General features: G+C 60.9%; 22 protein-coding genes and 1 other RNA gene. 15 read left to right on the forward strand and 8 right to left on the reverse strand.

Features of this window, described 5'->3' with window-relative positions; translation table 11 throughout:
• Positions 1-17: 17 nt before the first annotated feature.
• The 8 genes from K3758_RS09325 to K3758_RS09360 form a co-directional block, all read right to left on the reverse strand.
• A complete protein-coding gene (locus K3758_RS09325; RefSeq protein ID WP_259944221.1) occupies positions 18-245 on the reverse strand; it encodes an N-(5'-phosphoribosyl)anthranilate isomerase in 228 nt (75 codons plus the stop codon).
• 9 nt (positions 246-254) lie between these two features.
• A complete protein-coding gene (locus tag K3758_RS09330; protein WP_093926155.1) occupies positions 255-488 on the reverse strand; it encodes a ribbon-helix-helix domain-containing protein in 234 nt (77 codons plus the stop codon).
• Positions 485-661 (reverse strand): DUF4169 family protein, encoded by a 177-nt coding sequence (locus K3758_RS09335; protein WP_007119696.1) that lies wholly within the window; start codon positions 659-661, stop codon positions 485-487. The genes K3758_RS09330 and K3758_RS09335 overlap by 4 nt, the downstream gene beginning before the upstream one ends.
• On the reverse strand, positions 658-2049 hold the full coding sequence (gene fumC / locus K3758_RS09340; RefSeq protein WP_259944228.1) for a class II fumarate hydratase: 1392 nt from the start codon (positions 2047-2049) through the stop codon (positions 658-660). Before fumC ends, K3758_RS09335 begins: the two co-directional genes overlap by 4 nt.
• Positions 2050-2144: 95 nt before the next feature.
• Positions 2145-2624 carry an SspB family protein gene (locus tag K3758_RS09345; protein ID WP_067624690.1) on the reverse strand — a complete coding sequence of 160 codons (480 nt, stop codon included), beginning with the start codon at positions 2622-2624 and terminating at the stop codon, positions 2145-2147.
• A 73-nt stretch (positions 2625-2697) separates the two neighbouring features.
• Positions 2698-3942: a chromate efflux transporter gene (gene chrA, locus K3758_RS09350; RefSeq protein WP_259944229.1), complete on the reverse strand. Its 1245-nt coding sequence runs from the start codon at positions 3940-3942 to the stop codon at positions 2698-2700.
• Positions 3943-4063: 121 nt separating this feature from the next.
• Positions 4064-4411: a transfer-messenger RNA gene (ssrA, locus tag K3758_RS09355) on the reverse strand.
• Positions 4412-4481: 70 nt separating this feature from the next.
• Positions 4482-5228, reverse strand: coding sequence for a FadR/GntR family transcriptional regulator (locus K3758_RS09360; RefSeq protein ID WP_259944230.1), 747 nt, complete (start codon positions 5226-5228; stop codon positions 4482-4484).
• 77 nt (positions 5229-5305) lie between these two features.
• On the opposite strand from K3758_RS09360, the gene K3758_RS09365 reads away from it, so the two are divergent.
• The 15 genes from K3758_RS09365 to K3758_RS09435 all read left to right on the forward strand — a co-directional run bounded on the left by K3758_RS09365 (position 5306) and on the right by K3758_RS09435 (position 21482).
• Positions 5306-6094: a DUF2182 domain-containing protein gene (locus K3758_RS09365; RefSeq protein WP_259944231.1), complete on the forward strand. Its 789-nt coding sequence runs from the start codon at positions 5306-5308 to the stop codon at positions 6092-6094.
• A 1-nt stretch (position 6095) separates the two neighbouring features.
• Positions 6096-6728: a DUF1326 domain-containing protein gene (locus K3758_RS09370; protein WP_259944234.1), complete on the forward strand. Its 633-nt coding sequence runs from the start codon at positions 6096-6098 to the stop codon at positions 6726-6728.
• On the forward strand, positions 6725-7225 hold the full coding sequence (locus K3758_RS09375; protein WP_259944238.1) for a DinB family protein: 501 nt from the start codon (positions 6725-6727) through the stop codon (positions 7223-7225). The genes K3758_RS09370 and K3758_RS09375 overlap by 4 nt, the downstream gene beginning before the upstream one ends.
• Positions 7225-8328 (forward strand): dimethylsulfoniopropionate demethylase, encoded by a 1104-nt coding sequence (locus K3758_RS09380; RefSeq protein ID WP_259944240.1) that lies wholly within the window; start codon positions 7225-7227, stop codon positions 8326-8328. Before K3758_RS09375 ends, K3758_RS09380 begins: the two co-directional genes overlap by 1 nt.
• A 36-nt stretch (positions 8329-8364) precedes the next feature.
• Complete coding sequence (gene acuI / locus K3758_RS09385; RefSeq protein WP_259944242.1) at positions 8365-9351, forward strand: acryloyl-CoA reductase; 987 nt, start codon at positions 8365-8367, stop codon at positions 9349-9351.
• A gap of 67 nt (positions 9352-9418) precedes the next feature.
• Positions 9419-9844, forward strand: a complete 426-nt coding sequence (locus K3758_RS09390) for an HIT family protein (RefSeq protein WP_120351056.1) — start codon at positions 9419-9421, stop codon at positions 9842-9844.
• Positions 9845-10019: 175 nt separating this feature from the next.
• Entirely contained in the window at positions 10020-11657 is a 1638-nt protein-coding gene (locus tag K3758_RS09395) for a BCCT family transporter (RefSeq protein WP_259944243.1), read from the forward strand.
• 98 nt (positions 11658-11755) lie between these two features.
• Complete coding sequence (locus K3758_RS09400) at positions 11756-12979, forward strand: aminotransferase class V-fold PLP-dependent enzyme (RefSeq protein ID WP_259944245.1); 1224 nt, start codon at positions 11756-11758, stop codon at positions 12977-12979.
• Between the two features lie 61 nt (positions 12980-13040).
• Positions 13041-14462, forward strand: coding sequence for a deoxyribodipyrimidine photo-lyase (locus K3758_RS09405; RefSeq protein ID WP_259944247.1), 1422 nt, complete (start codon positions 13041-13043; stop codon positions 14460-14462).
• A gap of 62 nt (positions 14463-14524) precedes the next feature.
• Positions 14525-15736, forward strand: coding sequence for a cyclopropane-fatty-acyl-phospholipid synthase family protein (locus K3758_RS09410; RefSeq protein WP_259944249.1), 1212 nt, complete (start codon positions 14525-14527; stop codon positions 15734-15736).
• Positions 15737-15772: 36 nt separating this feature from the next.
• Positions 15773-16213, forward strand: coding sequence for a TrgA family protein (locus K3758_RS09415; RefSeq protein WP_259944251.1), 441 nt, complete (start codon positions 15773-15775; stop codon positions 16211-16213).
• A 5-nt stretch (positions 16214-16218) separates the two neighbouring features.
• Positions 16219-17352, forward strand: coding sequence for an NUDIX domain-containing protein (locus tag K3758_RS09420; protein WP_259944252.1), 1134 nt, complete (start codon positions 16219-16221; stop codon positions 17350-17352).
• Between the two features lie 13 nt (positions 17353-17365).
• Positions 17366-18400, forward strand: coding sequence for a cysteine synthase A (locus K3758_RS09425; RefSeq protein WP_259944254.1), 1035 nt, complete (start codon positions 17366-17368; stop codon positions 18398-18400).
• Positions 18397-20763 carry a DUF3772 domain-containing protein gene (locus K3758_RS09430; RefSeq protein ID WP_259944255.1) on the forward strand — a complete coding sequence of 789 codons (2367 nt, stop codon included), beginning with the start codon at positions 18397-18399 and terminating at the stop codon, positions 20761-20763. The genes K3758_RS09425 and K3758_RS09430 overlap by 4 nt, the downstream gene beginning before the upstream one ends.
• Positions 20760-21482, forward strand: coding sequence for an alanyl-tRNA editing protein (locus tag K3758_RS09435; protein WP_259944256.1), 723 nt, complete (start codon positions 20760-20762; stop codon positions 21480-21482). The genes K3758_RS09430 and K3758_RS09435 overlap by 4 nt, the downstream gene beginning before the upstream one ends.
• Positions 21483-21549 lie beyond the last annotated feature (67 nt).

A 21549-nucleotide genomic window follows, 5' to 3' on the forward strand; every position in this document is an offset into this window, starting at 1 on the left:
TCTTTAAAAGAAAACGGCTAGGCAATCCGCCGGATGGGTTCTCTGTTGCAAAATATGATGACCTGTCCGGCGTTCTCAACCGCTTGGAAACCACGACGTTTCAATTCGTTTTCAAACTCTTGGCGTCCGACAAATTTTTCAATATCGCGCGCTTTACGTCGGATAACCTGTCCGCAAATAGCCGCCTTAGAGGCGAAAATATCATCCAGCCAAGCGGCGGGTGAAAGAGGGGATGCAAGGGCCATGGGCCGACGCTAATCTGCTTTTGGTAAACGTTCTTTTAACGCGCGCAACACGAACAACCGGATTGCCCCGGCAAGCCCAATGTCCAGCCCGCGCGCCGCGTCGATCTCAGTCACCAGCGCATTGATCGGAAGCCCCCGCGCGGCAGCAATGGCGCGGAACTCATCCCAGAATTCATCTTCGAGAGAGATTGATGTCCGGTGACCCCGAAGGGTCACCGAATGTTTGCGGGGCCGCGCGCTCATGTCTCGCGCTTATGCGCTTCCAGATTGCGGGCGATCTGCTCGGCGCGGGCTTTCAGCGCTTCTTTCTGCGCTTTGGTCTGGCCAAAACCCACGGCGTTCTCGTTCGCGCGTGCTTTGCGAGACGAACGGTCCCGCTCTTTCTTCACCTTGTTAAGGTTGATGGGCGCACTCATTTTGGTCCGATCATATTTTCGGGCCGCACGACCCGTTCAAAGGTTTCGGCATCCACGAAGCCCAGTGCGATGGCTTCTTCTTTCAATGTGGTACCGTTCTTATGCGCGGTCTTGGCGACCTTGGTGGCATTGTCATAGCCGATCTCGGGGGCCAGCGCGGTCACCAGCATCAGAGACTCCCGCATCAGCTTCTCGATGCGGTCCGCGTCGGCCTTGAGGTCGACCACCAGATTATCGGTAAAGGCCGAGGCCGCGTCACCCAAAAGCTGCATGGATTGCAGAACGTTATAGGCCATCATGGGCTTGTAGACGTTCAACTCAAAATGCCCCTGAGAACCGGCAAAGCCAACCGCCGCGTCGTTGCCCATCACGTGAATGCAGACCTGCGTCAGCGCCTCGCACTGGGTCGGGTTGACCTTGCCCGGCATGATCGACGAGCCGGGTTCGTTCTCGGGCAGGATCAACTCGCCCAGACCACAGCGCGGGCCGGACCCCAGCAGGCGGATGTCATTGGCGATTTTGAACAGGCTGGCGGAGACGGTTTTCAGTGCGCCGGAGATCTCGACCATCGCGTCATGAGCGGCAAGCGCCTCGAACTTGTTCGGCGCGGTGACGAAGGGCAGGCCTGTGATCTCGGCCATGTTATGCGCCACGGTCTCGGCCCAGCCCTTTTTGGTGTTCAGCCCGGTGCCAACGGCGGTGCCCCCTTGAGCCAATTCATAGATACGGCCAAGCGCATCGCGCACGCGGGCAATGCCCATGGCGACCTGATGGGTATAGCCCGAGAATTCCTGAGACAGCGTCAGCGGTGTCGCGTCCTGCGTATGGGTGCGGCCGATTTTGATGATGCCGTCGAATTCCTCGACCTTCTTCTGCAACGCGCCGTGCAGCTTCTCCAGCCCCGGCAGCAGCACGTCGCGGGCGGTCATCGCGGTGGCGATATGCATGGCGGTGGGGAAAGTGTCGTTCGACGACTGGCCCATGTTGCAGTGATCGTTGGGGTGCACTGGGTCTTTGGACCCGATGGTGCCGCCCATGAGCTCAATCGCGCGGTTGGCGATAACCTCATTGGCGTTCATGTTCGACTGGGTGCCCGAGCCGGTCTGCCAGACAACCAGCGGGAAGTTGTCGTCGAACTTGCCCTCAAAGACTTCGCCAGCGGCCTGAACGATCGCTTTGCCGCGTTCCTCGTCGAGCGAACCCTGCGCCACATTGGCCTGCGCACAGGCCTTCTTGATCACGCCAAGCGCGCGCACGATGGCGATGGGCTGCTTTTCCCAGCCGATTGGGAAGTTGATGATCGAGCGCTGCGTCTGCGCGCCCCAATATTTATCGGAAGGAACTTCGAGCGGACCAAAGCTGTCGGTTTCGGTGCGGGTATCGGCCATTTTTTGGCTCCTGCTGTGACTTATCGTTGCCCAGCGGTGTACCTGCGCCTTACGGTCTGCGCAATGCAGGGATGGCGCTAACGGCCAATCCTGCGCTACTTCCGAAAGGAATCGAGCGAGACGATCTCGGCGTCCTTGGCGGGCTCTTCCGCGACTTCCAGCTCTTCCTCATCGGTTTGGTCAAGCGTGGCCTCGTCGCGATCTTCGTCTTCTTCTTCGGTTTCTTGCTGTTCGAACCGCAGGCCGAACTCAACCGAAGGGTCCACAAAGGTGCGGATCGCGTCGTAGGGAATATAAAGCGGCTCTGGCGCATCGCCGAAGTTCAGCGTGATGGCAAAGCCGTCTGCGCCAACATCAAGCCCGTCATACCAGTGCTGCATCACCACGGTCATCTCATCGGGATATCGGTCGGAGAGCCAATCGGCCAATTCCGCATCCGGGTGCGAGGTGTCGAAGGTGATGAAAAAGTGGTGATTCCCCGGCAGCCCTTGGTCCGATACATCCTGCAAGACCCTGCGGATCAAACCCCGCATGGCTTCGTGCATCAGGTTGCCGTAATCAATGCTGCGGCTCATTCTTCTCTCCGGTCCGGGCGATGGGCAGGGGTCAGCATACCCCATTCACAGGCGAGTGAAAGGGGGCGCGGCGCTAAATCGCGCGAAGGAGCAGAGCAAGCACCGCGAGCAGGATCATCGTGACGACAAAACCACGCTTGAGCGCCAGCATCAGCACTGCGGCGAGCAAGGTGAGCGCGGCGGCCAGCAGATTAAAGCTTTCCCAAACCGGCGCGGGCAGGGCGAGGGTGGCCCCGGGAGCGACCCGGTCAAACAGCACATGCAGCGAAAACCAGACCGAGAGATTAGCGATCACCCCCACCACTGCCGCCGTAATGGCCCGCAGCGCCCCCGCGATGCGCGGCTGCTCAGAAAGTGCCTCAAGATACGGGCCTGCAAGGAAAATCCACAAAAAACACGGCGTGAAAGTCACCCAAAGCGCCAGCAGCCCCGCAGCAAGCGCGCCCGACGGGCCGCTTTGGGCAAAGCCTGCCAGCATCCCGACAAATTGCGTAACGAGGATCAGCGGGCCGGGCGTCGTCTCGGCCAAGCCGAGCGCGTCAATCATTTGGTCCGTGTTAATCCAACCGAAATCCTGAACCACTGTCTGGGTCATATAGGCCAGCACGGCATAGGCACCGCCGAAGGTCACCACAGCGAGCTTGGAGAAGAACAGGCCGAGTTGCAGCAGAAAATCCTCGCCCAACAGCGCCATCAACACAAGCGGCGCAGCCCAAAGCCCCCCCCAGATTAGCAGGGTGCGCAGGCTGCGCGCGGGTGGCAGATTTGCCGGCTCAGCCACCGCAGCGGGGCTTTTGGTCAACATCCCGATGGCACCGGCAAGCAGAATGATCAGTGGAAATGGCAAGCCCAGAACAAAAATGCCGATGAACGACCCAAACGCCAGCGCCCAGCCAAGACGCCCATGCAACGCCTTTGAAGAAACCTTTAGAAGCGCTTGGAATACCACGATAATGACGGCGGCTTTGATGCCGAGAAAAGCCGTTTGCACAAGGGGCAACTGCCCATACCACGCATATAGCAAAGCCAGCACAGCGATGAACGCCGCCCCCGGCACCACGAAGAGCAACCCGCCGAGCAGTCCGCCAGCCACGCCGCGCAGACGCCAGCCTGCATAGGTCGCCAGTTGCATCGCCTCCGGTCCGGGCAAAAGCATACAGAGTGACAGCGCCCGCAGGTAGGTCTGCTCGCTTAACCACGGTCGGTCTTCGACCAGCTCACGGTGCATCACGGCGATCTGTGCTGCCGGGCCGCCGAATGACATCAGCCCGATGCGTCCGAACACGCGAAACATTTCGGGCCAGCTGGGCGGGGTCATGCGAAATTCCTGCGCGCGATAGAAACCACTGCGGCTTCGTCTCACAACGGATAGGGGCAGGGAAGCGCAGGGTCAAGAACGCCGCTCAAGTAATTGAAATCTCCGGTATATGGAGGGGAAAAGTGCAGGTTTCTGTTGCCAGGTACCTGCGAACCCCGCCTTAAGCTGCAAAGCCTAAGGACTTAGATTTCAGTCGCTGAAACCGCTTACGCGGCCATCGCAACTGGAGCACGATTGTCATTTGCAATTGTACAGTTTGAACCGATAACGGTGGTATCTCACCGAGACAAAGCAACCCCTTTAGACGTTCGTCGATCCTATTTCGGCCCCATGATCCCCAAATGAAGGATGTTTGGTGGAGCCGCCGGGTACCGCCCCCGGGTCCGAACCGCTTATTACGAGCGCGTTTATGTCCATAGTCCCGAAGGACAGGATTAAAGTAGGGCCGTCATGGGTGAATTGCAAGGGGTGGGGAGGCGTGAAATTTTGGCTTCAAGATACACCCGCATCCCATTGTTTTTATGTGAAGTCGTAACTTCTCAGCCAGCCTTTCCTGCGTTCCGGGCAGCACGCGCGGCGAAAACGCTCTGGGCAAGGTCTTGGGTCTCCGCTTCCAGCGCCGTCAAACCTGCCGTTACCGCTTTGCCGTCCTGCGCTTCTGCGGCATTGGCGATCTCTTGGTGCAGGGCAATGATCCGCGCCCGATCTCTTGCAGTAAAGGTGATCATATTCATCAAAGGCTGCATGGCTTCGACCGCGCCCGCGAGTTGATAGCTCAGCACCGGGTTGCCCGCGCCGTCCACCAGCGCCCGGTGGAAGGCGACATCGGACGCGCAGAACGCCTCATCGGTTAGCCCCGCCTGCGCCTGCCGGTGGATTTCAGCGCGCATCGTGGCAAGGTGATCCGCCGTGCGCCGCTCTGCCGATAGGGGGGCGCAGGCGCGCTCTAGGGCGAAACGGGCTTCGCAGGCGGTCTCAAAACTCACCGCGTTCATCGACAAGAGCAACGTAGAAGTGGTGATCTGCTGCGCGTAAGCGTCTGGAAAGCTGAGGCGATTCACAAAAGCGCCTCCCGTGGCCCCGCGCTGCGTGCGGATCAGCGATTGCGCGGCCAGGCGCTTCAACGCCTCGCGCACCGTAGGGCGAGAGACCTCAAACTGTTCGGCCAACTCCGCCTCAGATGGCAGGCGTTGGTCGACGATCAGACGCCCGCCGATAATGGCGTCGCGAATGGCAGTGGCGATTTGAGCCGATAGATCGGCGGGGCTGCTTGGATCGATTTTCATATGTCTTACAATTAGTGTTTGCGAGGAGTTTAATTGTCTGACATTAAATCTACAAGAGCACGCAGGGGAGGGCGGCGATGACGGGCATGGTACGGTCAACACTTTGGCTGGGGTTTTTCGCCCTGATTCTAGCGGCTTGGTGGATGATGTACAGCATGGCGATGCAGATGGATGTCGATCTGCTGGGGCGTCCGGGCACGATGGGTGAACGGATGCGGCAGATGGATCCGGGCATGGATATGTATATGCCCATGGCGCGCTTCTTTCCGCTTTTCACGATGTGGGGTGCGATGATGGCTGCGATGATGGTCCCGACCTTGGTCCCGACGCTGCGCGCTTACGAAGACCTCATGACCTCGGCCAACGGCACCCGCGCGGGCTGGCTGGCGGTGCTTGCAGGCTACTTCGCGGTCTGGCTTGCCTTTGCGGCGGGGATCGCAGGGCTGCAATTGCTTCTCTTGCACGGCGGGGTCATCGACATGCTGGGCATCGCCAAATCGCGCTGGACTGCGGCGGCGCTGCTATTGGGGGTCGGCCTGTTCCAATTCACCCGCGCCAAGGAGGTCTGCCACGGCGTCTGCCACTCTCCGATGATGTATTTCATGGGCCATTGGCGCCCCGGGGTCGCAGGCGGTTTTCGCATGGGAGTGGGCCTTGGCGGCTTTTGCGCGGGCTGCTGCTGGGGCTTTATGGTGCTGGGTTTTGCCGGTGGGGTGATGAACCTTGCTTGGATGGGACTGGCAACGCTTTTCATGGTCATTGAAAAGTTGCCGCAAATCGGACATTACGTAACAAAACCAATGGGTTTCGCCTTGATCCTCGGCGCAGGCGTCGTGGCGGGTTGGCCCGTGATCACAGGAGGATAATATGCCAAACAGAGAGATGACACCCGCGAATTGGGCCGTAAAAGGCGAGCTTTTCCTCAACTGCTCTTGCGACGTCTTCTGCCCCTGCGTGGTCAGCCTTGGCGCGCATCTGCCGACCGAAGGCCACTGCCATGCGTGGATGGGCATCGCGATCGACGAAGGCCATTTCGAAGGGGAGGATTTGGCAGGGCTGAACGTGGGCCTGCTGGTCGACATCCCGGGCCGTATGGGCGAGGGGAACTGGAAGGTCGCCGCCTATGTGGACGACCGCGCGAGCGAGGTGGCCTATGACGGGCTGTTGAAAATCTTCAGCGGAGCGGCGGGCGGCACGACGGGGCTGTTTACCATGCTGGTAAGCGAGATCATCGGCGCCGAACGTGCCCCGGTTGAGATCATTCGCGACGGCAACCGCCGTGTCATTAACATCGGCCGGAAGATCAACGGCGAGATTGAACTGCTCGCCGGGGCCGAACCGGGCGAGCCGGTGACGATCACCAACTCCAAATACTGGATGGGACCGAATATCGTGGCCGCGCGTGGGGTGAAATCTAAGGTCCGCGACTATGGGCGGGTCTGGGATTTCGGCGGCAAATCGGCTGAGGTCTGCGCGATCGATTGGCAGGGTGCTGCGTGATCACCCCCGATTATGCTCAGGAAATGGCGCGATATAACGCTTGGCAAAACAGTCAGTTGGCAAGCGTTATTGAGGTGATGGACGAGGATGCGTTAACGCAAGATCGCAAGGCGTTTTTCGGCTCGATCCTAGGCACCCTCAACCATCTTCTTTGGTGTGATCAAATCTGGTTATCCCGTTTTGATCCCGCCTTGCCCAAGCCAGAGGGGCCGGACACCGAACTATGCCCCACCGGCATGGCTTGGCGCGCCGCGCGGCGCGAATGCGACGCGGCGATTAAGGATTGGGCCCAAGGCCTTCGACAGGAGGCTCTGGACGCAAATTTATCTTGGCATTCCGGCATCTTGCAGCGCGAAGTTACCACTCCCTTGGCGCAAACCGTCGTGCATTTCTTTAACCACCAGACCCATCATCGGGGGCAGGTGCATGCCATGCTGACCAGCGCCGGGTACGATGCGCCGGTGACCGATCTTATCTTAATGCCGGAGGACGTGTGATGGCTGAACTCTCCCCCTCGCGCCGGATACGGCGCACGCCCTTTTCTGCCGGGGTAGAGGCAGCGGGCGTAAATGCCTACACGGTCTATAACCGGATGCTGCTGCCCACCGTTTTTGAAAGCACCGAAGCCGATTACCATCACTTGAAGAAAGCCGTCCAAGTCTGGGACGTGGCTTGCGAAAGACAGGTTGAACTGCGGGGGCCGGACGCGTCGCGGTTGATGCAAATGCTGACGCCGCGCGATCTGCGCGATGTGGCGCCGGGGCGCTGCGTCTATGTGCCGATCGTCGATGAGACGGGCGGTATGCTTAATGATCCGGTCGCAGTGAAACTGGCAGAGGATCGCTGGTGGATCTCCATTGCCGACAGTGATTTATTGTTGTGGGCCAAGGGGATATGCAACGGTTATCACTTGGATGTGCTGGTGGACGAGCCGGATGTGAACCTGCTCGCAGTGCAGGGGCCAAAGTCCGAAGATCTGATGGAACGCCTTTTCGGTGCGGCGGTGCGGGAGGTAAAGTTTTTCCGCTTCGGTGAATTCCACTTCCAAGGGCGCGCCATGAATATCGCGCGGTCTGGCTACTCCAAACAGGGCGGCTTTGAGATCTACGCAGAGGGCGCGGATATCGCAATGCCGCTGTGGGATGCTCTGTTCGGGGCGGGGCGCGATTTGGACGTGCGCGCGGGCTGTCCAAACCTGATAGAACGGATCGAAGGGGGATTATTGAGCTATGGCAATGACATGACCGACGATAACACCCCACATGAATGCGGCCTTGGCAGGCTTTGCGACACCCATGCCGCGATGGGCTGTATCGGCAGAGATGCGCTGCTACGGGTGGCCAAGGAAGGTCCGGTGCAACAGATACGCCCCCTAGAGATTGCGGGCGATCCGGTGCCGCTTTGTGACCGAGCTTGGCCGCTGATGACAGGTGACAAGCGCGTGGGGCAGGTGACCTCGACCATTTGGTCGCCCGATTTTAGGGTGAATGTCGCCATCGGAATGGTGCGGATGACCCATTGGGATCCGGGCACGCGGTTGCAGGTTCAGACACCCGAGGGCCTGCGGGATGTGACCGTGCGTGAGAATTTCTGGGCCTGAGGCCCGGCAAATTGAAACCTGAAAAGGAGATGAAAGATGAGCTTTAATGCGTTGATCGTGAACAAAGATGACGATGGCAAGACCCATGCTGAGGTGACCCAGATCACCGAGGATCAACTGCCCGAGGCCGAGGTGACGGTCGCGGTAGAATACTCGACTGTGAACTACAAAGACGGGCTCTGCATTGGGCCCGGCGGTGGTCTGGTCCGCAACTATCCCCATGTGCCGGGGATCGACTTTGCCGGGACGGTCGAGACATCGAGTGACGCGCGGTACAAACCCGGCGACAAGGTCGTGCTGACCGGCTGGCGCGTGGGTGAGGCGCATTGGGGCGGCTATGCGCAAAAGGCGCGGGTAAAGGCCGACTGGCTGGTGCCGCTGCCCGAGGGTTTGGATACGCGCAAAGCGATGGCCGTTGGCACGGCGGGCTTCACCGCGATGCTGGCGGTGATGGCGTTAGAAGACCACGGGATCAAGAAAGGGCCGGTGCTGGTCACGGGGGCCGCGGGTGGCGTGGGCTCGGTCGCGACCGCGATCCTTGCCAATCTCGGCTATGAGGTGGCAGCCGTCACCGGGCGGCCCGAGACCGAGGACTACCTCAAAAGCCTCGGGGCCAGCCGGATTGTCGCGCGCGATGAGATCAATGAGACGGTCAAACGCCCGCTCGAGGGCGAGACATGGGGCGGCTGTGTTGACGCCGTGGGCGGCGCGATGCTGGCCCGTGTTTTGGGGCAGATGGAATATGGCGCGAGCGTCGCTGCAGTGGGCCTTGCGGGCGGCGCGTCCCTGCCTGCCACGGTGATCCCCTTCCTGCTGCGCGGCGTTAACCTCTTGGGCATCGACAGCGTCATGCAGCCTTATGACAACCGTCTGCGCGCATGGGAGCGGGTGGCGAAAGACCTGCCGATGGAGAAGCTGGAGGCGATGGTTCAACCCGCGGGTCTCAGCGACTTGCCCCAACTCGGTGCGGACATCCTCAAAGGGCAGGTCAAGGGCCGGGTGGTTGTCGACGTAAACGCTTGATATTGCCTCGGCGCGGGGCGGTGTGGTTAATGGTCCACGCCGCCCCGACCGCCAGAAGGAGAGCATGATGGCCACCTATGACGACGACAATATCTTTGCAAAGATCCTGCGCAAGGAAATCCCCAGCTTCAAGGTCTATGAAGACGACAAGACCTATTGCTTTATGGACATCATGCCCCGCGCCGAGGGGCATTGCTTGGTGATCCCCAAGTCGCCTTGCCGCAATATGCTCGACGCCAGCCAAACGCAGTTGGCCGATTGTCTGGCGACGGTTCAAAAGGTCGGCAATGCCTGCCTGCGGGCCTTTGGTGCTGATGGCATCACGGTGCAGCAATTCAACGAAGCCGCGGGCGGGCAAGAGGTCTTTCACCTGCACTACCATATCTTGCCCCGCCATGAGGGCGACAAGCTGCGCCCGCCCGGCGTCCAAGGGGACATGGACCGGATTCGCGAACAGGCCGATGCGATTGCAGCGGCGCTCGGGACAGGGTAACCCCCCCAAACTTACGTCGCAGCGGACAACGAAAAGGTCGTTTTAGCCAAGTTTCCAAGGGAGCTTGGCCGCAAGAGCTTGCCCAATGGTCGCAAGCCTCTATCCTTTGCGCACGGATGAGAAAAACAGAAGCCGCGTCCTGCGTGGTGATCTGTCATCAAAGAGGGAACAGATTATGAGCGATACAAATTCGCATGGCATCCCCGAGCCTGAGGGCAAGGCGGATGTCATCAATACCGATTATGAAATCGGTCAAGACAATATCGAGCGGCAGATCGGGCCGTTCGGGCTGGATATTCACAACCCGGTCTTTCTGATTTCGGGGATCGCCGTGGTGATCTTCGTCTTTTATACCATTGCATTGCCAGAGCAGGCCGCCGCCATCTTCTCGGCCATGTTCAACTTTACGACCAAGAACTTTGATTGGTTCCTGATCGGCGCTGCCGATTTGGTGGTGATCTTTGCGCTTTTGCTGATTGTCACGCCTTTCGGCAATGTCCGTCTTGGCGGTAATGAGGCGGTCGCGGATTATACCTATCTGGGCTGGTTCGCGATGCTTTTCGCCGCGGGCATGGGGATCGGGCTGATGTTCTACGGCGTGTCCGAGCCGCTGACGCATTTCTCGACCTCCATGGGCGAAATCACGACAGAGAACGGGTTGCGCACCGACTGGGCCCCTCTGGGCGCGGCAACAGGTGATGAGGCCGGTTCGCTCCGCCTTGGCATGGCGGCGACGATCTATCACTGGGGTCTGCACCCTTGGGCGATCTACGCCATCGTTGCGCTGGCGCTGGCGTTGTTTACCTATAACAAAGGTCTGCCGCTGACGATCCGCTCGGCCTTTTACCCGGTTCTGGGCGAACGTGTTTGGGGCTGGCCCGGGCATATCATCGACATCATCGCGGTCTTTGCCACGCTCTTTGGTTTGGCCACCTCGCTGGGTCTGGGTGCGACACAGGCGAACGCGGGCTTGAACGAGTTGTTCGGGATCCCGATTGGCACCACCTCCGAGGTCGTTCTGATCTCGCTCATCACTGCCGTGGCGCTGATTTCGGTGCTGCGCGGCCTTGATGGCGGCGTGAAGGTGCTGAGTGAGATCAACATGGGGCTGGCCGCCTTGCTGGCGCTGTTCACCTTGATCGTCGGGCCAACTGTGTTCCTACTGACCTTCTTCTGGGACTCGCTGGTGGCTTACATTGAGTATCTGCCCGCGCTGGCAAATCCCTTTGGCCGCGAAGACGTGAACTTCTCCCAAGGGTGGACGGCGTTCTACTGGGCGTGGTGGATCAGCTGGTCACCTTTCGTTGGCATGTTCATCGCCCGCGTCAGCCGGGGCCGTACCGTGCGCGAATTCATCGTTTGCGTTCTGTTGATCCCGTCGCTCGTCTGTGTGCTGTGGATGTCGATCTTTGGCGGCACCGCGATCCATCAGGTGCTGAACGATGGCTACACCGCAGCCCAAGATGCGGGCCTGCCGCTGCAGCTGTTCAAGATGCTGGACGCGCTTCCGCTGGCGTCGATCACCTCTTTCATCGGCATCGTGCTGGTGGTGGTGTTCTTCGTCACCTCGTCGGACTCCGGTTCGCTGGTCATCGACACGATCACCGCAGGCGGCAAGGTCGACGCGCCGGTGCCACAGCGGGTGTTCTGGTGCATCTTTGAAGGTGCCGTGGCCATCGCTCTGCTGATCGGCGGCGGGTTGGCGGCGCTGCAATCCATGGTGATCTCTACCGGGTTGCTGTTCACGCTGCTGCTGCTGTTTATGTGCTTCTGCATTTTCCGCGGCCTGCAGGACGAGCGGAAAATTCGCTAAGCTCCACAGGCAGTGCGACACCAACAACGGCGGCTCCTCGGGGCCGCCGTTTTCTTTGGGCGCTTGACCTTCGTCGCGCTGCGGTGGACCTTCGCGCCATGCATATTGATTCCGACTGGGTCCGCGCCCAATTCCCCGCCTTCGCCGAGCCGAGCCTTCAGGGTCAGGCCTTTTTCGAGAACGCCGGTGGGTCTTACACCTGCCGCCAAGTGATCGACCGATTGCATCGCTTTTACACCCAGCGAAAAGTGCAGCCTTACGCCCCCTATGAGGCCAGCCGCCTTGGCGGAGAGGAGATGGACGAGGCCCGCAACCGCATGGCCGCGATCCTCGGCGTGACACCGCCAGAGCTGAGCTTTGGCCCCTCGACCACGCAAAACACCTATGTGCTGGCACAGGCCTTCGGCCAGATGATGCAGCCCGGTGAGGCGATCGTCGTGACCAACCAAGACCATGAGGCCAACACCGGCCCATGGCGGCGGCTGGCCGAGCGGGGGATCGAAATCCGTGAATGGCAGATCGACCCAGAGACGGGGCATCTGGATCCAGCCAAGCTTGAAGATCTGTTGGACGAGAAGGTCAGGCTGGTCTGCTTTCCGCATTGCTCCAACGTGGTGGGGGAAATCAACCCGGTGACCGAGATCACGGCGCTGGCCCATGCCGCTGGCGCCTTCGTCTGCGTTGACGGCGTGTCTTATGCGCCCCACGGCTTTGCCGATGTCGGGGGGCTGGGGCCGGATATCTACCTCTTTTCCGCCTACAAGACCTTCGGGCCGCATCAGGGCGTCATGGTTATCCGCCGGGCGCTGGCGGAACTGCTGCCGAACCAAGCGCATCACTTCAACGGCGATGTACTTTATAAGCGGTTCACCCCGGCGGGCCCGGATCATGCACAGATCGCGGCCAGCGCAGGCATGGCGGATTATATCGACGCTTTCCACGCCCACCACATCGGCGGCAGCGCCGATGCGACGGCGCGCGGTGTCGCCGTGCATGATGCGATGCGGGCCCATGAGACGGCTTTGCTGCAACCGCTGCTGGACGCCATGGCGGCGCGGAATTCCGTGCGGCTGATCGGCCCGAGCGATGCTGAAAAACGTGCGCCGACGGTGGCACTGGCGCTTGACCGGCCCGGTATTGACGTGGCGCAGGCGCTGGCCGAGCGGGGCATCATGGCGGGCGGCGGGACCTTCTACGCGGGCCGTGCGCTTGGCGCGATGGGGGTGGAGGACAGCAACGGCGTGCTAAGACTAAGCTTCACCCATTACACCACCAAGGACGAGATGGATAAACTGCTGAACGCACTGGATGATCTGCTCTGAGCCTTGACCCCGGCGCGGGGGCGCTATGTTTCGGGGTCAGGCCAGGAGCAAGACCCCGAACGTGAACGACAATTCCCCGATTATCATGTGGTTCCGCCGCGATCTGCGGCTGAGCGATCAGCCCGCTTTGGCGGCCGCCTGCAAGACGGGCCGCCCGGTGATCCCGCTTTTCATCCATGACGACCAGTCAGAGGCTCTGGGGGCAGCCCCGAAGTTTCGGCTGGGGCTGGCGCTGGCCTGTCTGGGGGAGACGCTCAAGCAAAAGGGCAGCCGCCTGACCCTGCGGCGCGGGGATGCGCTGGACGTTCTGCGCGATGTGATCAGGCAAACCGGGGCAGGGGCAGTGTACTGGAGCCGCCTTTATGATCCCGCCGCGATCGACCGCGATACCAAGGTCAAAGATGCGCTGAAAGAGGAGGGCATCGAGGCCAGCAGCTTTGCCGGACACCTGATGTTCGAGCCTTGGACGGTCGAGACCAAGACCGGCGGTTTTTACAAGGTCTTCACCCCCTATTGGAAATCCGTCCGTGGCCGCGATGTGGCGGCACCCGTGGCGACCCCAAGCGAGATTGCAGCACCCCAAGACTGGCCCGAGAGAGACGCCTTGGACGATTGGCAGATGGACGCCGAAATGCAGCGCGGGCGTGATATCGTGCGCCCCTTTGCCCGTCTGGGCGAGGCCGCTGCGCAGGCGCGGCTGGGGGCCTTCATCGCGCATATCGTCGAAGGCTATGATGAAAGCCGCGACATGCCGGGCGAAGACGGCACCTCTGCACTGTCGGAAAACCTCTCTTTAGGCGAAATCAGTCCGGCGCAATGCTGGCATGCCGGTCAGCGTGCGATGCAAGAAGGCAAGCGCGGGGCAGAGACCTTTCTGAAAGAACTCGCTTGGCGCGAGTTTGCTTATCATCTGATGTACCACACGCCGCGCATCCTTGACCAAAACTGGCGCGAGGAATGGCAGGCTTTCCCGTGGAATGAGGACGAGCGCCGCGCCGAGGTCTTGGCGTGGAAACAGGGGCGCACCGGCGTGCCCTTTGTCGATGCCGCCATGCGCGAGTTGCAGGTGACCGGACGAATGCACAACCGGGGCCGCATGATCGTGGCGAGCTATCTGACCAAACACCTCATGTGTCACTGGCGCATCGGCCAAAAGTGGTTCGAAGAGCACCTGATCGATTGGGATCCGGCCAATAACGCGATGGGCTGGCAATGGGCCGCAGGCTCTGGCCCCGATGCCACGCCCTTCTTCCGCATCTTCAATCCTGAGACCCAGCTTGATCGGTTCGACAAGGGCCGAGACTATACCCGCCGCTGGATCGCCGAGGGCCGCGCGAAGCCAAGCAAAGATGCGCTGACCTATTTCGACGCAATCCCGCGCCGCTGGGGCCTCAGCCCGGATGACGACTATCCCGACCCGATCGTCGATCTTTCGGAAGGGCGCGAACGGGCACTGGACGCCTACCGCAATCGTGATTTTTAAATTTTTGCGAAACAGCAGCCTGCGGTTACAGTAGGCGCCAAGAACAAGAACGGAACCGAGGTATGAAGCTGACGACAACAGAGGGGCAGAAGGGTCTGCCGCGCTATTTTCCGCAGGTCTTTGCCATGGCGCAGGCGATGCAGCATGGGCGGGTGGATTTCGTCTTGCCCGATGGCCGCGCGTTCCGGGCCGAAGGGGCCAAACCCGGCCCGGTGGCCGAAGTGCATATCCACAACGATGATCTCTTTGCCCGGTTGGTCCGCGAGGGCGATCTGGGGTTTTGCGACGCATACCTTGACGAATGGTGGTCGACCCCCGACCTGCAAGCCTTCATGGATTTGGTGCATGCGGGGAACGAGACGGTTTACGACGGCTTTCCGGGCCAAGGGTTGCTGCGCCAGTTCGAGAAGTTCCGCTTTTGGCTGCAACGCAACAACCGCAAGCAGGCCAAACGCAACATCAGCAAGCACTATGATCTGGGCAATGAGTTCTACGGGCTCTGGCTGGATGAGACGATGACCTATTCCTCGGCTATGTTCGAGGACGGCGCGCAGATGTCGCTAGAGGCCGCGCAGACCGCCAAATATAAATCCATGGTTGACCAGATGGGGGTTCAGCCGGGCGATCACGTGTTGGAGATCGGCTGCGGCTGGGGCGGTTTCGCTGAATATGCCGCCGCCGAACGGGGCCTGCACGTCACCGCGCTGACGATCAGTGCCGAGCAATATAAATACGCCGTGGACCGGATCAAAAAGGCAGGGCTGTCAGACCGTGTGACCTTTAAGTTGCAGGACTACCGTGACGAGCGCGGGCTCTATGACGGCATCGCCAGTATCGAGATGTTCGAGGCGGTGGGCGAGCAATATTGGCCGATCTATTTCGAGACCGTCCGCCAGAGGCTGAAGCCCGGACGCGCAGCCACGCTACAGATCATCACCGTCGATCACGCCCGCTGGGATGTTTACAAGCGCGGCGTGGATTTCATTCAGAAATACATCTTTCCGGGCGGCATGTTGCCCAGCCCCAAGGTGCTGCGCGAGCAGGTGGAACGCGCCGGTCTGGTGGTCGACCGCTCGGTCGAATTCGGCAAAAGCTATGACATCACGCTGCGCCGCTGGCATGAGACCTTTAACGCGAAATGGGATCAGATCACCGCGCTTGGCTTTGACGAACGCTTTCGCCGGATGTGGAATTTTTACCTCACTTCCTGTGCCGCGACATTTGATAGTGGCAATTGCGACGTGACGCAGATTACGGTACGGCGACCTGTGTGACCGCGCCTGCGGTCCATCCCCGCAAGGAGCCGGAAAATGCCGACTGGTGCACGACTTATGGCAGCGATCTCACTCGCGGTGCTGGCCTTTTTCCTGTCGGGCATGGTGGTGCCCCTGATGCCAGAAAGCACGGATTTCGGGTATTTCCTGCCGCTGAACGTCCTTCTTGGCCTTGTGGTGGGCTGGCGAGTGATGGGCAAGCGCGCCGGGCGCGGCGTGGTGGCCGCGATCAACAACGGGTTGGCCGGGGTCTTTGTGCTGATGCTCTGGGCGATTTTCTTGCAGGCAGCGAATGAGATGGTCCGCCTGGCCCTGCGCAACCGCTATGACGACCCATTCGAAGCTATCGTTGCCGTGTTCCAGATCGGCGCGGAGTTCGGGGTGACGATTGCCACACTTCCCATCGGTGTGGCGCTTGTCGTAGGGGCTGTGATCACAGGTCTTTTGACCGAATTTGCTTATAACCGTTGGTCCTGATCCCCATGCGACATCTTTTTATCTACGGCACCCTGCGGCATTTGCCGCTTTTGGAATTCGTGCTTGGCCGTTCTGCCGGAGCGATTGACCTGCGGCCTGCGACCTTGCCGGGCTACCGCGTCTCTGCCGCCGCTGAAGGGCCGTTTCCTACCATTGAGACATGCGAGGCCGCGCAGGCCGACGGCCTACTGGTTCAAGGGTTGAGTGCGGATGATTTTGCCCGGCTCGATTTCTATGAAGGCGCCTTTGACTATGATCTGGTGCCGGTGACGCTGGCAGACGGGCAGGCGGCAGAGGTCTATCTGCCGCAACCGGGGCGCTGGACGGGTCAGGGGCCGTGGTCGCTGGAGGCATGGGAGGCCGATTGGGCTGCGCTGTCGTGCCACGCGGCGCGCGAGGTGATGAGCTATATGGGCAAGCGCCCCCGCGCCGAAGTCGACGCGATGTTCCCGATGATCCGCCGCCGCGCCCATCAACAGGTGCTGGCCGAAACAGGCGCGCATGATCCGCTGGCCCTCGACGGTAAGATTGAGATTACCGGCCGAGATCGCGTTTACGCAAAGTTCTTTGCCCTTGATGAAATTTCCCTCCGCCACGAGACCTTCGACGGTGCCATGTCCGAAGAGATCGACCGCGCGGTCTTTGTCAGCGCGGATGCAGCGTTGGTGCTGCCTTATGACCCCGCACGCGACCGCGTGCTGCTGGTTGAGCAGATCCGCATGGGCCCTTTGGCGCGGGGCGATCACACTTGCTGGCAGTTGGAACCCATCGCGGGCCATATTGATCCCGGTGAGACACCGCAGGCCGCCGCGCGGCGCGAGGCGCTTGAAGAGGCGGGGATCACATTAGGTGCCTTGGAACCTGTAGGAAACGTCTATGCCTCTCCCGGCAATGCGACGGAATTCTTTCACATTTTCGTGGGATTGGCGGATTTGCCGGATCATATCATCGGCACGGGCGGTTTGGCCTCAGAGGGCGAGGATATACGGTCGCATTTGATGTCCTTTGACGATCTGATGGCCTTGGCCGATGCGCAGGCGCTTGCCAATGCGCCATTGGTGGCAAGCGCCTATTGGCTGGCCCGCCACCGCGAACGCTTGAGGTCCGAGAGCGCGACAGCTAAACCGGACGGAACATGAACTGGGGGCAAACATGCAGGTTGCAAAAGATCTGGCCGAGGCCATTGGAAACACACCGCTGATCCGGCTGCGCGGCGCGAGCGAAGAAACCGGCTGCGAAATCTTGGGCAAGGCGGAGTTCATGAACCCCGGCCAATCGGTCAAGGACCGCGCGGCGCTGTTCATCATTCGCGACGCCATTGCACGGGGCGAGTTGAAGCCCGGCGGCACCATTGTCGAAGGCACGGCGGGCAACACCGGCATCGGGCTTGCGCTTGTGGGCGCGTCGATGGGGTTCAAAACCGTTATCGTTATCCCTGAGACCCAGTCGCAGGAAAAGAAAGACATGCTGCGGCTTGCCGGTGCCGAACTGGTGCAGGTGCCTGCGGCTCCTTACAAAAACCCCAACAACTTCGTCCGCTATTCCGAGCGTTTGGCCAAGGAACTGGCCAAGACCACGCCCGAAGGGGTGATCTGGGCCAACCAGTTCGACAATACCGCCAACCGTCAGGCGCATATTGAGACGACAGGCCCCGAGATCTGGGAACAGACAGGCGGCAAAGTGGATGGTTTCTGCTGTGCGGTCGGCTCTGGCGGTACGCTGGTTGGCGTGGCCATGGCGCTGCAGCCCAAGGGCGTAAAGATCGCACTGGCCGACCCCGATGGCGCGGCACTGCACAATTACTACACCGAAGGCGAGTTAAAGTCCGAAGGCAGCTCCATCGCCGAAGGCATCGGGCAGGGGCGGATCACCGCGAACCTCGAAGGCTTCAAGCCGGACTATTCCTATAACGTCTCCGACGAAGAGGCCCTGCCGGTGGTCTTTGACCTGCTGGAAAACGAAGGGCTCTGCCTTGGCGCTTCTTCTGGCGTGAACGTCGCAGGCGCCATGCGCATGGCGAAAGAAATGGGGCCGGGGCATACGATCGTCACCGTGCTTTGTGACTTTGGCACGCGCTATCAGTCCAAGCTCTTTAATCCAGAGTTCCTGCGCGAGAAGGGGCTGCCGACGCCCGGTTGGCTTGATGCCGCGCCGCAATCCATTCCAGGTGTTTTCGAGGATACATGACCCAAATGCTCCGCTTCGCCCTCGGCCTTACCGCGTTGCTGGTCTGGCTGACCGGCGCTGCTGTCGCACAAGAACCGGTCCTGCCGGATTTTGACCAATGGGAATCCGTCGCCTCCTCTGCTGAAGAAGCAATCGACGCGGCAGAGACCACAGAGACCATGCTTGAGGTGCAGCGCGCCCGGCTGGTGGATTATCGCGCGGAATTCGACGCCGCCCGAAACCTGAACGCAGCGCGGATCAGCGCGCTGCGGGAACAATTGGCCGCCCTCGGCACCCCGCCAGAAGGTGAAGGGGCCGAACCGGAATCGCCCGAGGTTGCCGCCAACCGCGAAGAGTTGAACCGACAGCTCAACACCCTGCTGACGCCGGTTCAGCGGGCCGAAGCGGCGTACCTGCGCGCCGATGCGCTGATCGGCCAGATCGACGTGGCCCTGCGCGAACGTCAGACCGAACAGTTGATGGAGGTCGTGCCCACGCCGCTCAACCCGGTGCACTGGCGCACGGCGATCGACGATTTGGCCACCGCCGCCGGAGAGATTGCCGCCGAAGCGCCGGACGATGCTGATACAGCGCGCCGCAGTCTGCGGTCCTCGCTGCCCGCGGTTCTGGGGCTCACCATACTCGGCTTGGTGCTGATTTTCCGCGGTCACCACTGGTCGACGACAATCGTTGGGCGGCTCCAGCAGTTCGGCGCCCGCGGCTTTGGCATCTGGCGCTTCGTCGTTTCGCTTTTGCGGATCATCCTGCCCACAGTCGGTCTGGTCTTGCTGGCCATGGCCGTACTGGCGACCGATTGGCTGGGACCGCGCGGCTCTGCCTTGGTGCAGCTTATCCCGGTGATCGGCGGTGCAATGCTGGGCGTTCGCTGGGTGGCCGAGCGGGTGTTTTCGCGCGATGATGACGAAGCATTGATCCTGCTGCCATCGGCAGAGCGCAAGGCGGTTCGTTTCTACGTCAGCATCATCACCGTCACCGTGATCTTGGGCGCCATCATCACCGCCATTTTCGACGGTCAACAACCGGCAGAGACGACCGAAGCGGTGCTGCGCCTGCCTGTGATGCTGCTCAGCGCCTTTGCCCTGTTCCGCATTGGTCGCATTCTGCACGGCCATAGCGATCCCGTGGCGGAGGATGCCCCGGCATCTGAAGAGCCGCGCGTTTCGACCCTTAGCCGCGTGGTGCGCGGTCTGGGCTTGGGCGCGATGATCGTGGCCGTGGTGGCACCGCTTTTGCTGATCAGTGGCTATTACAACGCCGCCGTGTCGCTGCTGCCGCCTTACGTCACGACGCTGGTCCTCTTGGGGCTGGTGATGACGCTGCAACGCTTCTTGGCGGATGTCTACGGCGCGATGACCGGGCAGGGCGTGCAGGCGCGCGATGCGCTGATGCCCGTGTTCTTTGGCCTGATCCTGCTGCTGCTCTCGCTGCCGGTGATGGCTTTGGCATGGGGCGCGCGGGTCACCGACCTGACCGAGCTTTGGGCGCTGTTCAGCCGGGGCTTCGCCTTTGGCGAGACGCGGATCCGTCCGACGGACTTCCTCTCTTTCGCAGTGATTTTCGTGATCGGCTATGCCGCCACCCGTCTTATTCAAGGTGCGCTGCGCAGCAACGTCCTGCCAAAGACGCGAATGGACATCGGCGGACAGAACGCCATCGTCTCGGGGATTGGCTATGTCGGTATCTTCCTCGCCGCGCTGCTGGCCATCACGGGGGCCGGGATCGACCTTTCCGCGCTTGCCTATGTCGCCGGTGCGCTGTCGGTCGGTATCGGTTTCGGTCTGCAAAACGTGGTGTCGAACTTCGTTTCCGGCATCATCCTGTTGATCGAACGCCCGATCTCCGAAGGCGATTGGATCGAGGTGGGCGGTCAGATGGGCTATGTGCGCGACATCTCTGTGCGCTCGACAAGGATCGAGACCTTTGACCGTACCGATGTCATCGTGCCCAATGCCGATCTGATCAGCGGCACGGTCACCAACTACACCCGTGGCAATACCGTGGGCCGCCTGATCGTGCCCGTGGGCGTGGCCTATGGCACTGATACCAAACGGGTGGAGTGCATCTTGCAAGAGATCGCCCAAGCGCAGCCCATCGTGCTGACCAACCCGCCGCCCGCGGTGCTGTTCCTGAACTTCGGTGCCGACGCGCTGGAATTCGAGGTCCGTTGCTACCTGCGGGATGTCAACTGGATGATGAAGGTCAAAAACGACATCAACCACGCCATCGCCGCGCGTTTCAACGAAGAAGGGATCGAAATTCCCTTTGCTCAGCGTGATCTCTGGCTGCGCAATCCTGAGGCTTTGAAAAGCGATGCCGCGCCCGCGCAGGACGGGGGCAGCGAAAAGGCGGAGCCGCAGGCATGACAGGCGAATTGTTTCGAGAGGAAGCCTATCTGCGCGACGCGCCGGCCCGCGTGGCGGCCCATACGCCAGAGGGCGGGGTAATCTTGGACAATTCCCTGTTCTACCCCACTGGGGGCGGCCAGCCGGGCGACAGCGGCTGGCTGACATGGGACAAACAGGAACTCTCCATCGCCACCACCGTGCGCGACCGTGACAGTGGCCGCATCGCGCTGGTTCCGGCCGAGCCGCGTGCACTGCCGCCCGTCGGGGCCTATGTGACCCAAGAGCTCGACTGGGACCGGCGCCACAAACATATGCGCGTGCATACGGCGCTGCATCTGTTGTCGGTCGTGATACCGCATCCGGTGACGGGGGGGCAGATCTCGGCCAGCCACGGACGGCTTGATTTCAACATGCCCGATGCGCCCCAAGACCGGGCCGAGCTGGAAGAGGCGCTGAACCACTTTGTTTCTCTCGACGCGCGGGTCAGCGAGGATTGGATCACCGAAGCGGAACTTGATGCGGCCCCGGAACTGGTCAAAACCATGTCCGTCGCGCCGCCGCGTGGGCGGGGTGACATTCGTCTGATCCGCATTGGTGACGCGCAAGACCCCATCGACTTGCAGCCTTGTGGCGGCACCCATGTGGCCCGAACCGGCGAAATCGGCGCGCTTCGCCTTGGAAAGATTGAGAAAAAGGGCCGGTTGAACCGCCGGGTCTATGTCCATCTGGGCGGTTAGATAAATTTATCTGTCTTGGGGGGATTTCGCTCTTGCAACTCACTGTCCCCCCAAGCTAAACCGCGCA

Source organism: Sulfitobacter sp. W002 (assembly GCF_025142135.1).
In the GTDB taxonomy this organism is placed as follows: domain Bacteria; phylum Pseudomonadota; class Alphaproteobacteria; order Rhodobacterales; family Rhodobacteraceae; genus Sulfitobacter; species Sulfitobacter profundi.

Bases quoted from the DNA above. Each gene is read 5' to 3' on its own strand.
- fumC (WP_259944228.1), bottom strand. From the start codon at position 2,049: ATGGCCGATACCCGCACCGAAACCGACAGCTTTGGTCCGCTCGAAGTT.
- K3758_RS09435 (WP_259944256.1), top strand. From the start codon at position 20,760: ATGACAGGCGAATTGTTTCGAGAGGAAGCCTATCTGCGCGACGCGCCG.
- K3758_RS09425 (WP_259944254.1), top strand. From the start codon at position 17,366: ATGCAGGTTGCAAAAGATCTGGCCGAGGCCATTGGAAACACACCGCTG.
- K3758_RS09390 (WP_120351056.1), top strand. From the start codon at position 9,419: ATGGCCACCTATGACGACGACAATATCTTTGCAAAGATCCTGCGCAAG.
- K3758_RS09410 (WP_259944249.1), top strand. From the start codon at position 14,525: ATGAAGCTGACGACAACAGAGGGGCAGAAGGGTCTGCCGCGCTATTTT.
- K3758_RS09330 (WP_093926155.1), bottom strand. From the start codon at position 488: ATGAGCGCGCGGCCCCGCAAACATTCGGTGACCCTTCGGGGTCACCGG.
- acuI (WP_259944242.1), top strand. From the start codon at position 8,365: ATGAGCTTTAATGCGTTGATCGTGAACAAAGATGACGATGGCAAGACC.
- chrA (WP_259944229.1), bottom strand. From the start codon at position 3,942: ATGACCCCGCCCAGCTGGCCCGAAATGTTTCGCGTGTTCGGACGCATC.
- K3758_RS09345 (WP_067624690.1), bottom strand. From the start codon at position 2,624: ATGAGCCGCAGCATTGATTACGGCAACCTGATGCACGAAGCCATGCGG.
- K3758_RS09395 (WP_259944243.1), top strand. From the start codon at position 10,020: ATGAGCGATACAAATTCGCATGGCATCCCCGAGCCTGAGGGCAAGGCG.
- K3758_RS09365 (WP_259944231.1), top strand. From the start codon at position 5,306: ATGACGGGCATGGTACGGTCAACACTTTGGCTGGGGTTTTTCGCCCTG.
- K3758_RS09420 (WP_259944252.1), top strand. From the start codon at position 16,219: ATGCGACATCTTTTTATCTACGGCACCCTGCGGCATTTGCCGCTTTTG.
- K3758_RS09415 (WP_259944251.1), top strand. From the start codon at position 15,773: ATGCCGACTGGTGCACGACTTATGGCAGCGATCTCACTCGCGGTGCTG.
- K3758_RS09370 (WP_259944234.1), top strand. From the start codon at position 6,096: ATGCCAAACAGAGAGATGACACCCGCGAATTGGGCCGTAAAAGGCGAG.
- K3758_RS09380 (WP_259944240.1), top strand. From the start codon at position 7,225: ATGGCTGAACTCTCCCCCTCGCGCCGGATACGGCGCACGCCCTTTTCT.
- K3758_RS09325 (WP_259944221.1), bottom strand. From the start codon at position 245: ATGGCCCTTGCATCCCCTCTTTCACCCGCCGCTTGGCTGGATGATATT.
- K3758_RS09335 (WP_007119696.1), bottom strand. From the start codon at position 661: ATGAGTGCGCCCATCAACCTTAACAAGGTGAAGAAAGAGCGGGACCGT.
- K3758_RS09430 (WP_259944255.1), top strand. From the start codon at position 18,397: ATGACCCAAATGCTCCGCTTCGCCCTCGGCCTTACCGCGTTGCTGGTC.
- K3758_RS09400 (WP_259944245.1), top strand. From the start codon at position 11,756: ATGCATATTGATTCCGACTGGGTCCGCGCCCAATTCCCCGCCTTCGCC.
- K3758_RS09360 (WP_259944230.1), bottom strand. From the start codon at position 5,228: ATGAAAATCGATCCAAGCAGCCCCGCCGATCTATCGGCTCAAATCGCC.